At 42.9% G+C, this 12,729-nt stretch carries 12 protein-coding genes; 3 read left to right on the top strand and 9 right to left on the bottom strand.

The window, feature by feature from the left end:
• Positions 1-16 precede the first annotated feature (16 nt).
• The gene (locus FM019_RS06150) at positions 17-1,348 is read left to right on the top strand and encodes a M24 family metallopeptidase (protein ID WP_143835050.1); all 1,332 of its coding nucleotides are present in this window, start codon (positions 17-19) and stop codon (positions 1,346-1,348) included.
• Between the two features lie 116 nt (positions 1,349-1,464).
• A complete protein-coding gene (locus FM019_RS06145) occupies positions 1,465-3,315 on the top strand; it encodes a DUF885 domain-containing protein (protein ID WP_143835049.1) in 1,851 nt (616 codons plus the stop codon).
• Between the two features lie 85 nt (positions 3,316-3,400).
• On the opposite strand, the gene FM019_RS06140 is transcribed toward FM019_RS06145, so the two are convergent.
• A complete protein-coding gene (locus FM019_RS06140) occupies positions 3,401-4,615 on the bottom strand; it encodes a serine hydrolase (protein ID WP_143835048.1) in 1,215 nt (404 codons plus the stop codon).
• A 439-nt stretch (positions 4,616-5,054) separates the two neighbouring features.
• Here FM019_RS06140 and FM019_RS06135 point away from each other — a divergent pair, with 439 nt between their 5' ends.
• On the top strand, positions 5,055-5,567 hold the full coding sequence (locus FM019_RS06135) for an adenylate kinase (protein ID WP_143835047.1): 513 nt from the start codon (positions 5,055-5,057) through the stop codon (positions 5,565-5,567).
• Between the two features lie 42 nt (positions 5,568-5,609).
• Here FM019_RS06135 and FM019_RS06130 read toward each other — a convergent pair whose 3' ends face one another.
• From FM019_RS06130 to rodA, 8 genes are all read right to left on the bottom strand, one after another.
• Positions 5,610-6,464, bottom strand: a complete 855-nt coding sequence (locus tag FM019_RS06130; RefSeq protein WP_260681550.1) for a peptidylprolyl isomerase — start codon at positions 6,462-6,464, stop codon at positions 5,610-5,612.
• Between the two features lie 47 nt (positions 6,465-6,511).
• Positions 6,512-7,474 (bottom strand): lipoyl synthase, encoded by a 963-nt coding sequence (lipA, locus tag FM019_RS06125; RefSeq protein ID WP_143835046.1) that lies wholly within the window; start codon positions 7,472-7,474, stop codon positions 6,512-6,514.
• On the bottom strand, positions 7,467-8,117 hold the full coding sequence (lipB, locus tag FM019_RS06120) for a lipoyl(octanoyl) transferase LipB (protein WP_185969209.1): 651 nt from the start codon (positions 8,115-8,117) through the stop codon (positions 7,467-7,469). The genes lipA and lipB overlap by 8 nt, the downstream gene beginning before the upstream one ends.
• Before the next feature lie 22 nt (positions 8,118-8,139).
• Positions 8,140-8,403 (bottom strand): DUF493 family protein YbeD, encoded by a 264-nt coding sequence (ybeD, locus tag FM019_RS06115; protein ID WP_143835044.1) that lies wholly within the window; start codon positions 8,401-8,403, stop codon positions 8,140-8,142.
• Positions 8,404-8,430: 27 nt separating this feature from the next.
• Positions 8,431-9,603, bottom strand: coding sequence for a serine hydrolase (locus FM019_RS06110; protein WP_143835043.1), 1,173 nt, complete (start codon positions 9,601-9,603; stop codon positions 8,431-8,433).
• Between the two features lie 164 nt (positions 9,604-9,767).
• Entirely contained in the window at positions 9,768-10,571 is an 804-nt protein-coding gene (locus FM019_RS06105; protein ID WP_143835042.1) for a septal ring lytic transglycosylase RlpA family protein, read from the bottom strand.
• Positions 10,568-11,560, bottom strand: coding sequence for a lytic murein transglycosylase B (gene mltB / locus FM019_RS06100; RefSeq protein WP_143835041.1), 993 nt, complete (start codon positions 11,558-11,560; stop codon positions 10,568-10,570). The genes FM019_RS06105 and mltB overlap by 4 nt, the downstream gene beginning before the upstream one ends.
• 44 nt (positions 11,561-11,604) lie before the next feature.
• Positions 11,605-12,723 carry a rod shape-determining protein RodA gene (gene rodA / locus FM019_RS06095; RefSeq protein WP_143835040.1) on the bottom strand — a complete coding sequence of 373 codons (1,119 nt, stop codon included), beginning with the start codon at positions 12,721-12,723 and terminating at the stop codon, positions 11,605-11,607.
• Between the last annotated feature and the right edge of the window lie 6 nt (positions 12,724-12,729).

Genomic DNA, 12,729 nt, shown 5'->3' with positions numbered 1-12,729 from the left:
TTAACAAGAGTCATGCATGAATAAATTCACCTTACTAGTGTTAGCTTCTCTGATGTATCCAGTTGTGACCCATGCCGATGTTCTGCCGATGCGAGAACGTTCTGCGATGATAGATAAAATGCTAGAAGACAGATTGGCAAATATACTGCCAACACTGATGGAAAGGGAAGGCATTGATATGTGGGTGCTGATTTCCAGAGAATACAATGAAGATCCTGTGTTAAAAACCATGTTGCCATCGACTTGGTTGTCGGCACGCAGGCGAACAATCCTCGTAGTGTTCAATCCTGGTGAGGGCAAACCAATCGAGCGCATGGCCGTTGCACGCTATGACGTCGATAGCTTATTTAGCAAGCGTTGGGATAAAGAAAAGCAACCTAATCAATGGCAAAGACTTGTTGAGCTGATACAGCAAAAAAATCCTAAACGTATTGGTATCAATAAATCACAGCACTTTGCCCTTGCAGACGGGATGAGCGCAACGGAATACCAAGAGTTTATGCAAGTGCTCCCTGATGATACTAAAAAACGAGTCGTTTCAGCTGAGATGCTTGCAGTAGCTTGGTTAGAAACGCGCTCAAAGATGGAAATGTCTGTATATCCGTCATTAATTAAGTGGGGACATGCGCTGATTGCGCGAGCATTTTCGAATGAGGTGATTACTCCAGGTAAAACAACTACCGATGATGTCGTGTGGTGGTTAAGAGAGCAAAGTCGTGAAAAGAAACTGCTTAATTGGTTCCACCCAACCGTTTCTATTCAACGCTCAAATGACCAAGCGTTTGACCATATCAAGGCCTTTAGCGGTTCAAAAGCGGATCAAATTATTCGACCAGGTGATTTGTTGCATGTTGATTTTGGGTTGAGTTATTTGCGTTTACATTCTGATCAGCAACAACATGCTTACGTATTAAAACCGGGCGAAACTGATGCGCCAGAGTATTTGAAAAAGGCACTCGCTAACGCCAACACGTTGCAGGATATCTTTACTTCTAACTTTAAACAGGGGCGTAGTGGCAATGAAGTGTTAAAGATGTCTCGGGAGCAAGCGATAAAGCAGGGGATTAAACCGTCAATCTATACGCATCCAATTGGTTTTCATGGGCACGCTGCAGGAACGACCTTAGGTATGTGGGATGCACAAGGAGGCGTGCCTGTTCAAGGTGATTATCCGTTGCATTATAATACTGCGTATTCCATCGAATTAAACGCTGCGACTTTTATTCCCCAATGGCAAAAAGAAATCCGAATTATGCTCGAAGAAGAAGCTTATTTTGATCACCAAGGAGTACAATACATGGATGGCAGGCAAACACAATTTCACCTGATCAAAAGTGAATCTCGATAATCATTAAAGTGTGCGCGAATTAACTTGTTACAGAATCTTTCAGTCACTGATACATCTGTCTGGCTTTGTTATGATTTGTTACAACACACAAGTGCTCATTTCGCATAGGAATTTCAATGAAAAATAATAGTAAAAATTCTATCAAACTTGCATCCATAGCCCTCGCAGTCAGCCTCAGTCTGGCAGCATGTTCTTCTAACATGCAATCATCGTCTTCAGTTTCATCTGCGTCTGCAGTGGCAACAGAAGCTGCCATCAAAGCTGAGTCAGAAAAACTACAGGCATTAACCGAGAAGTACTTTGATGAATCAATACAGCGCAGCCCGGTCTATGCGACCTTTGTTGGCGTGAACGATTATAATGACAGATTTAGTGATCCGATTAATGAAAAGAATCTGGCTGACGACTTAGCTTTTGAAAAAAAATACCTAGAAGCTATCAATAAAATTGATGGCACTTTGTTGAGTGGTCAGGATTTATTGAGTTACGAAATTTTTAAACGTGACCGGGAGCTTGGAATAAAAGGGTTTTCGTTTAATACACACATGCTTCCTATTAGCCAAATGGGGGGCGCACATAGTTTCTTCGCCATCTTGGGCTCTGGAAGCAGTGCTCAACCTTTTAATACGGAAAAAGATTACCGCGACTTTATGAAACGTGCTGTAGGTTTTTCGATATACATGGATAGTGTCATCGAAGCGATGCGTGAAGGCATGAAAATTGGAATGGTGCATCCAAAGCCGATTGCAGAGAAGTTAGCGCCACAACTGAGTGCCCATGTTGTTGATGATGTTACGAAGAGTGTTTTTTATGCTCCAGTGAAAGCATTGGAAGAAAACTCTGAAATCGATGATCCAACCAAACAGACACTCACTAAAGAATACACAGCCGTTATCCGACAAGTGATCATTCCAGCTTACAAGAAGGCTCATGAATTTATCATCAACGAGTATATTCCAAAGACCCGTGATTCCGTTGGCTTGTCAGCTCTTCCCAAAGGCAAAGAGTGGTACGAATATCGAATCGAGACGAATACTACTTTACCTTTAACTGCGCAAGAAATTCACGATTTTGGTAAAGCCGAAGTGGCCAGAATTCTGTCGGAAATGAAAGCAGTCAAACGCACTGTCGGATTTGAGGGCGATTTGCAGGCATTTTTTGAGTACTTACGCACTGACGATAAGTTTTACTTCGATTCTAAGGAAGCGTTGATTGCCGGTTATACCGATGTAAAAGATAAGATTAATGCCAGACTTCCAATGTTGTTTGAAGTATTCCCTAAAGCCGATTACGTCGTGAAAGCCGTTGAACCGTTTAGAGAAGCCTCCGCAGCTGGCGCCAGTTATATGGCCCCTGCGCCTGACGGCTCGCGACCAGGGATCTTTTATATTAACGCTAGAGATTTAAAAGCCCAGCCCAAGTTTGGTTTAGAAACCCTAAGTATTCATGAAGCTGCGCCAGGTCATCACTTCCAAATAGCCATTCAACAAGAAGTTGAAGGTTTACCGCGCTTTAGAAAATTTGGCGGTTATACCGTGTTTGCTGAAGGGTGGGCACTGTATGCAGAGAGTCTAGGTAAGGAGCTTGGATTATTTACCGACCCCTACATGTGGTATGGTCGCTTGTCAGATGAACAATTACGCGCCATGCGACTGGTAGTGGACACAGGGTTGCATGCTTTTGGCTGGAGTAGAGAGCAAGCGATTGATTTTATGAGAGAAAACTCATCAATGGCGGAAAGTGATATTGTCGCCGAAGTTGAGCGTTATATCTCTATTGGCGGCCAGGCTTTGGCATATAAAACCGGAGAGCGTCATATTCGCATGCTTAGGAATAAAGCGGCCGAGGCGTTAGGTGATAAGTTCGATGTGAAAAAATTTCACACTCAGGTGCTGATTGACGGAGCATTACCCATGCCGATTCTTGAAGCAAAAATTAACCGTTGGATAGAAAGTCAAAAAAGCTAAACTGACTTTGCAAGTAAACAGAAAGACGATTAAATCCTAATCTTGAGTTGAATGGATTTAATCGTCGTTTGCGCTCGTTAGTCGTCTATTTTACGAACGCGGGCAAAATTCTTTGGGCGATGGTTTGCAGGTAACTGGCATCGTTATCATGTCCTGTTATCACAACCAACAGGTCTAGTTCCTCTATGATCACGATCAATTGACCTCCACCCCCTTGAGCCGAAGCGCTGAAGTAACGTTTATCGTTGTAGTGCATGTCTGCACTCCACCAGTAATAACCGTATCCCTGATTAGAGACATCTTTACCGCCGAAGTGCACATCATCATCGCCAGTATAGAGGAGCCTATCCATTGATTTGCTCATAAAGGCTTCTGGGATCAACTGTTCTCCTTTCCATTTTCCTTTGTTTTTGGCCATAGTGCCAAATTTAAGCATTGCGCGAGAGGTCATGTTAGCACCCCATCCCGCGGTAGGTAGGCCACTTACCTCAGTCCGCCAGCCATAATTGGTGATCCCCATTTTGTGGAGCAGTTCATTTTTAATAAAATCCTTGGCTGTTCCCGGTACAACAGCTTCAAGAACTTGCATGACCAAAGTTGGATTGAAATTACCGTATGAAAAGTTCTGAGATTGTTTAGTAACAGGCGCACTGTGCTCAAATAGAGCCTGAACTTGTCCTCGGCCCTGCAATATTGTTGGCATTTTCTGAAGTTCTGTCCATTTATCATCACTTATGCGCAGTCCTCCACGCATGGTTAACGCTTGGTTTAAGGTGATTTTTTCGACGCCTGCTACAAACTTTGTTGAGTCCAGATCCGTTAGAAAAGTAATCAACGGCTTGTCCAAATCGGCCATGCTTAGATAACCGAGTTGCATGGCTCGGCCAAGAGCTAAGCCAGTATAGGCTTTTGTTGCTGACGCTTGAGGATGTGGGAGATTAATTCGGCCACGTAAATAATAGGATTCAAATAAGAGCTTGCCCTTATTGGCAATAAGTAGACTATCAAATTTACCGTGCTGACCATCTGCAATTTCCTCAGCCAACTTAATAATCATTTTTTTATTACCACCATCAATGCCCAACTCACCTACTGCAAGACCGTCTTTAGTGTCCGAAGGTTTTGCATTGATAAAAGCATTGTTAAGAAAGGGGATATCCCTAAATGATAGCTCGGCTTCGGCGGCAGTAGCTTGCGGCGCGAGGGGACGACTTTTCTCTGTACTTGAAACAGTCAAGCTGATGAAAGCACTTAACAAAGTGCTCGCCATCAAAATTCTAATTATTACGTTGATAATCATAGTTTTCCTTTGGTTTTCTCTAAGCCCTACTTAGATTGAGTTCAATACATGCTAAGCACGGCTTATCTTTAAGAGTGGATTAACAACAGCAAAGATAAACAAATGAAAACGTAATACTTGAAGTTCTGCTGATTTTTCGCTGACGTCTCTCTACATTTATTCAATTGCCGAAAGATTAGAAGTTTGAAATCGTGGAGTTGGCCACATGTTGAGGATTATTATAAGGTTATAGTTTTATGTCTTAATGGCTGTTCTTGACATCAATCGATTTGGCTGAAAAGATAATGTCATGAACACTTGCCTTTCACTTAACAAAGCACGAATTATCATCATTCCATAGGAATGGTGGGTTTTTGTTCGTGTATAGATAGTTTAACCCGCCTTAGAGGCGGGTTTTCTATTTCTGCCTCTTGGCACAATTTTAGTAACAGGAGGGAATATGAAAAAAATAGCAGTGTTTGGAAAACCTGGAAGCGGAAAATCTACGCTTAGTAAGAAGCTGGCAAGAACTACAGGTATTACCTTGCATCAACTCGATTCAATAGTTTACGAAAAAAATGGTGATTTTGTTGAACGAGGAGTCGTTGATGCAGCGCATCAAAATATTGTGTCATCAGAAAGCTGGATCATTGATGGCCTTGGCCCAATGGAGCTATTCTATAAACGCCTGCACGCTGCTGACACCCTAATTTATATAGACTTGCCCTATGTAGCCAGTTACTGGTTGGTGACAAAAAGGTTATTAAAGGGAGTCACACCAGAGGGATGGCCAAAAGGTAGCTCTATTGTTAAAGGGACGCTGAATAGTTATAGAACGTTAAGAAAGTGTCCCCAATTCTGGAACCACAGTTTTAGAAAAAAGTTAGACGAGGTTTCAACCGGAAAATCACTCTTTGTCATCTCATCATTGTCCGAATTAGACAATTTTGTTGAAACCTATGTAAGGCTGTAGTGCATGTTTTAACGTGTCACTTTACCACAAAGAAAATCGACGTTATAAAGTGCGCGTTTTGAGCTGGTAGTAGCACATATCCAAATTGCCATTGCCTTTAAAATGAAAGAATTCATTGTCGAGCTTTCGCGCGCTTTTTAACCGATTTTGCGCAGCTTCTGAGTTTTGCTTTAACACTTGAACGTTGATTCTTTGTTCTCCGGGCACATTGTTTGCCATTTTAGCCCAAAGAATTTTTGAACGAGACGATTCGTCTTCAATCACGCCACTGGCAACATTGATTGACGCACGGGAAAGAGATTGGATTACCGGCATACCAAAGATAACCTTGCCAAAGGTGCTCATATTGCGGTCTAAATGGCGCGTTGCTTGACCAACAACAATATAAAAGTCAGTGGTTGCGCTGTCTTTTTCCGAGCTGCGCGCCATTGCCACGGTTCCTGGACAATGTAATAACCATTCTTCTTTTGTTTCTGGATCATGACCTGCAGGAAACCCGTACAAAAAACCAGTTTGCGGCGCCATAAAATCTGGTGATTGTTCAAGCTGGAAGTTAGATTTTTCTGGGGCGCTTCGGGTAAATTCGGCTTTTAAGGGCGATTTAAATTTACTGGATTTTTCACCACTCATATCGCCGCCCTGAGCGACAAAGCCGTCTATTACGCGGTAAAAATCCAGTCCGTCGTAAAAGCCTTCATTGACCAAGTTTTCAAAGCGCTTCGCATGTTTGGGAGCCATAAAGGATGCAAGTTCAATGATCACAAGCCCTTTGTCGGTTTGCAAATAGACCAAATCTTTTGAATTAGGTGTGCGCCATTGATTATCGTCTTGTGCAGCAAGTTCGCTAGACAGAAAAGTAAATAAGAAACAGATAAATACAACTTTTATAGTGGACACTTAGTTCTCCCAAAAAAAAGCCCGCGATTGCGAGCTTTGATTGTCTTTTACTTTACTTCTATTCCCGCAGCTTGTTTGTCTGCATGGTAACTTGATCTCACCATTGGTCCGCAAGCCGCGTGAGTAAAACCAATTTTGTGCGCATAATCTCCCAACTCATTGAATTCGTCTGGGTGCACGTAACGTTTCAAAGGGTAGTGGTGTTTGCTCGGTTGCAAGTATTGACCCAGGGTCAGCATGTCGACATCGTGAGCGCGCAAATCGTCCAGCACTATGGCAATTTCGTCTTTATCTTCGCCCATCCCCATCATCAAACCGGATTTTGTTGGGATCTGAGGATGTTGCGCCTTAAACTTTTTCAGTAAATCTAATGACCATTGATAGTTGGCTCCGGGGCGACATTCGCGATAGAGGCGGGGAATGGTTTCTAGGTTGTGGTTGAAAACATCAGGTACACCTTGTTTAAATATCTCAAGGGCTCTATCCATTCTCCCTCGGAAATCTGGCACCAGCACTTCTATTTTTGTAGAGGGACTATGTTCGCGGATCGCATTGATACAATCAACAAAGTGTTGAGCACCACCATCACGAAGGTCATCACGATCAACTGAGGTAATTACCACGTATTTCAGTCCCATTTCGGCGATGGTTTTTGCAAGCTTTATGGGTTCTTCAGCGCTTGGTGGCAAAGGTTTACCATGGGCTACATCGCAAAAAGGACATCTGCGTGTGCAGATATCGCCTAAAATCATAAATGTTGCTGTACCATGGTTGAAGCATTCGGCAAGGTTAGGACAACTGGCTTCCTCGCAGACTGAATAGAGGTTGTTTTTACGTAACGTCTTTTTTATGTGATCTATTTTGTCAGTTGTTCTGGGAAGCTTGATTTTTATCCACTCAGGCTTGCGTAACATCTGCTCTTTTTCAGTTGGCACGATTGTAATGGGAATGTGCTTAACTTTTTCATCATCACGGAGTTTTACACCCGCTTGTGGACGTGAATTACTCATCAAAACCTTCTTTAAATTCTTTACAGTCAATACTCAGTAACGAGCAAAAGTGATCAACCAATGTTGTGCCAGCGGCTGATACCGTATCAGGCCCGCCTATATCTGCGCAATTTAGCATTTCCAACCCGGCATAACCACAAGGATTAATACGTTGGAACGGTGATAAGTCCATATTGACGTTTAATGCCAAGCCATGAAAAGAGCACCCTTTGCGGATCCTTAGTCCAACAGAACAGATTTTTTTATCGTTTACATAAACGCCTGGCGCATCAGCTTTCGGGTATGCGTCAATGCTGTATTCTTTAAGCGCATTGACAACACAGGATTCCAATGCGGTGACTAGATGTCTTACCCCTAGTTTCCGTCTTTTAATATTTAACAGGACATACATGGTTTGCTGACCTGGTCCGTGATATGTCACTTGGCCACCACGATCAACCTGAACAACGGGAATGTCGCCTGGCGCTAATATGTGCTCCGCTTTTCCCGCCTGACCTTGAGTAAAAACAGGTTCATGCTCAACCAACCAAATTTCGTCTTTCACCGTTTCATCCCGTGTATCGGTGAATATTTGCATCTTATTGAGTATGGGTTGGTAGTTTTGTTTCCCAAGTTGTCTAATGATGATTTTATCGGTATTCAACAACGCACCTGTAAACCTGACACTAGAGTACAACTCTAACGAGTTCGAGGCTGGAAATTTCAGTGTAAATGGTTTCCATATGTTCTTTACTGGTCACCTTCACTTTTAACGACAACGAGTGATAAGTTCCTTTTGAGCTAGGTTTCACAGTCGGGTTGTAGTCGCCTGGTGCATGTTTTTGTAAACACGAAACAACGTCATCTGTCAGTCTCTCGTGCGCTACTCCCATTACTTTAAATGTTTGAAAGCAGGGGAATTCTAATAATTCATCAAATTTAGTATCCATCTCTTTTACCAAATCGTATTTACTCTCTCAGCCTTCAAAACCGAGTTGGAGTTTAAGATAATCAATAGCCTGATCGATAAAACCGCCTTCTTGAACTTCTTGTAGCGTAACCAGAGGATATTCAGCCACATCTTCCCCCTCAAGTTGCAAATAAAGTTTGCCAACAACTTCGCCTTTAGCGATGGGAGCCTCAAGTTGCTTGTCTAGTTCAAAATTGGCTTTTAGGTTCTTTACCTGGCCGCGAGGGATGGTTATGGGGGTGTCTTGGTTAATTCCCAAGTCTACAGTTTCTTTATCACCCATATATATTCGGTGGGAAGCAAAACTATCACCCGCTTTGTACGGTGTCACTGTCTCGAAAAAACGGAAGCCGTAGCGAAGAAGCTTTTTATTTTCAATCTTGCGCGCCCGTTCGCTGTCTGTACCCATGACTACGGCTACCAGGCGCATGTCACCTTGGGTCGCAGAGGTTACCAAGCTATATCCGGCCTCCGACGTGTGGCCCGTCTTGATACCATCAACATTCATACTCTTGTCCCACAACAAGCTGTTACGGTTGTATTGTTTAATGTCGTTGTAGGTGAATTCCTTTTCTTTATAAATGGCGTATTCGTTCGGTACATCCGTGATCAGGGCACTGCCTAATATCGCCATATCACGAGGGCTGGAATAATGATCTGGATCATGCAAGCCATGACTGTTGACAAAGTTGGTTGAGGTCATGCCCAGCTTTTGCGCATGAAGATTCATCATGCTAACAAATGCACCTTCACTACCGGCAATGTGCTCTGCCATCGCGACACAGGCATCGTTGCCTGATTGGATAATAATGCCCCGATTTAAATCTGCCACTGAGACTTGTTTGCCCACTTCGATGAACATTTTGGAAGAGTCAGGGAAATTCTTCGCCCAGGCATTTTCTGAAATCGTTACCATGTCGGTTTCACTAATGTTGCCCAACTCAATTTCAGTGCCTATCACGTAGCTCGTCATCATTTTGGTTAAACTTGACGGCGCAAGTTGAGCATCGGCATTCATCTCGGCAATAACATGGCCGGTATTTTGGTCGATTAAAATATAGCCTTTTGCCGCAACGCTAGGTGGGGGAGGGATGACGACCGCTGATAAAGCGCTAAATGAAACTAATGTCACGCCTACAGATGAAAAGATACCGACAAATAGTGATTTGAGTTTATTCATTGACCTACCGTAATAATTAATAATTGCTTGAATCGAATAGATTCGGCGACTGTCTGATACACCGTTGCCGCTAACCTTCGCTCAATTCACGTTAATATACCATTTTTGACTGTGCTTTTTAAAAAATGTTGTCTAGAAATTTACCTGTTACATCGCAAATTGCTTTAAGGGGACGGTGCAATACGAAAAGCATTGCCATAACCGTCTCGGCGAAGCCGCTGTAACAATTCGTTAGCGTGATTTTCGTTCTCGAGTGGACCAAGGTGTAACCGATACAGTCCTGAATCATGAGGTGTATTCACATCAACTTGATAAAGATTTTTAAGCCCTTGGGCGAGTTGATCAATTTTGTTTTCGTCCTTTAGCGCGGCGACTTGAATAAACCAAGCATCTAGGGTTGCATCTTGAGTCGCTGGCTCTAGTGGAATATTTGCGCCAACAGTTAGAATGCCATTTTGATCCACGTGCATGACTTCAACTTTTACTGGTGCAGTGCCGGATTGAAGTACGCCAATTTTCATTGCCGCTGCATAGGAAAGATCAATAATTCGATTGTCGTGAAATGGCCCTCGATCATTGACCCTAACAATCGCTTGTTTATTGTTGTTTAAGTTAGTCACCCTAACAAAGGATGGCAGAGGCAGTGTTTTATGTGCGGCACTCATCGCAAACATGTTATAGGTTTCGCCGTTTGCGGTAAGGTGACCATGAAACTTTTGTCCATACCACGAAGCAATTCCAGTTTTTTCGTAGCCTTTTCCGCTGGTTAATGGACGATAGTGCTGGCCTAAGACAGTGTAAGGTCGCATAGAAGCTGGCAAGTAAGGCTCGTACTGAGGAGTTACATTACGAAAATCAATGTCGCGACTAATTTTTTTTGGATGTGAGTCGATTTTCTGGCTGTATCGACCAGATGACGTGCATCCATTGATTAGCACTAATAGTACGATAAATGCGAGACCCTTCATTGGTTGCTCATTTCTACCAATAATTGTTCACTGAACTGATAAACAGCCATTGCGTATAGAGGACTATGGTTGTAGCGAGTAATTACATAAAAATTTGGCAATCCTAACCAATGTTCCTGGCCATTTTCCGTTTCAAACGCCAAGAGTTTAACGCTTTGCTGTGAGTCTAAACTAACACCATCTGGTAGTTTTACCCCTGCATCTCGTATCTCTTGCCATTGATGCTTGAACTTTAACTCTTTGCTCACTAGTGAATAGGCGTTGTCTGGTACGGTAGACACTTTGTGCGCGACATTTTCTTCGGCTTTCCAGCCATGCTTTGCAAAATAATTAGCGACACTGCCAATCGCATCAATGGGGTTATTTAATAAATCACGAATGCCATCACCATCAAAATCGACCGCATAATGGCGGTAACTTGATGAAATAAACTGCCCCCAACCCATAGCACCGGCATACGAACCCTTAACTGACTCTATGTCAAATCCCTCTTCTTTTGTAAGCAAGAAATATTGTTCTAACTCACTATTAAAGAATTTTGCACGGGGAGGGTAGTAGAAGCCTAATGTGTAAAGTGCATCAAGAACTGAATATTTGCCTTTATAAGTGCCGTAAAATGTTTCTACGCCGATGATCGCAACAATGATTTGAGCAGGAACCCCTGTTTGTTGTTCTGCACGAGCGAGCGTTTCTTCATGCGCCCTCCAAAATTCTAAGCCTTTTTGCAAACGTTTATCGGTAAGAAAAATGGGATAATACTGAAACCAAGGCTTAGCCTCCCAAGGACGAGCAATTGCCTCTAGAATACTTTCGTTTTTGTTGGCTTTGGTTAGAACAGCTCTGACGTAAGCGGGGTCAAACTGGTGCTTTTGTTCCATTCTTTGCACAAAGTCATTGATAGGCTTAGTTTCCGATGTGTTGGCAGATGAAACTGCTTGCAACATAAGCCCAAGCCCAAAAATTAATAGGGATTTTGATAGCGCACGCATAATATCTCCGTCGTATTTTATGTTTTATAGAGATTATTTAATTCTTATTGTCTAGACAGCAGGCGTTTTTGTGTACTGATAGCCATTAGAATGCCAAATCCGGCTAATAAAGTCACCATCGATGTGCCACCATAACTTACCAATGGCAAAGGCACACCTACAACAGGTAATAATCCAGAAACCATGCCGATATTGACAAAAACGTAAACGAAGAAGGTCAACGTAATACTTCCGGCTAATAGTTTACAGAATGCGTCTTGTGCTCGCATGGCGATGAATAGTCCAACCACTATGATGTAGCAGTAAATCGCCAGGAGTCCGAGTATTCCGAACAGCCCAAATTCTTCGCTAAAAACAGCAAAAATAAAATCAGTGTGTCGCTCAGGTAAGAATTCAAGTTGAGATTGAGTGCCTTGTAACCAGCCTTTCCCCTCGACACCACCTGAACCTATCGCTATCTTAGATTGAATAATATGATAGCCCGATCCGAGTGGATCACTTTCAGGATTAAGGAAAGTGAGAACGCGTTGCTTTTGGTATTCTTTCATTAAGAAAAACCACATAACTGGCGCAAATGCCGATGCCAATGCGCCCACAAGTAAAATAAGGTTCCAGCTCATCCCAGCTAAAAATAGAACAAAGACTCCTGAGCTAGCGATCAACAAAGATGTTCCAAGATCCGGTTGCTTAGCAATAAGCAGGGTAGGCACCGCTACAAATGCAAATCCGATGCAAATATTCAGAACTTTGGGCGGCAAATTGTCACGACTGATGTACCAGGCGACCATCATTGGAACTGCCAGTTTCATGATTTCCGAAGGTTGGAAACGCACAAAGCCCAAATCTAACCATCGTTGAGCACCTTTACCCATCACGCCAAAGAACAAGACGCCAAGGAGCATAAGAATACCGACGATATAAAAATATATTGAAACTCGTTGATAGGCCAGAATAGGAACTTGGGCAAGGACAAACATCACCACCATGGCGACGCCCAAACGAATTATTTGGCGCTGAATTAGTGCTAAATCTTGCCCGCCAGCTGAGTAGATTGTCGCAAGGCCTACAGCCATTAAGGCTATCAGTCCTAACATCAGCGCTCCATCAATGTGCACCTTGCTAAGTAATGATTGTTTATTGGGTTCTAGTTTAGTGCGCAACATCTGATA

It is taken from the genome of Aliiglaciecola sp. M165, assembly GCF_007197995.1.
Classification (GTDB): domain Bacteria; phylum Pseudomonadota; class Gammaproteobacteria; order Enterobacterales; family Alteromonadaceae; genus Aliiglaciecola.
Note: the sequence above shows the minus strand (reverse complement) of the source record. Positions and strands in the feature narration are given on the sequence as shown.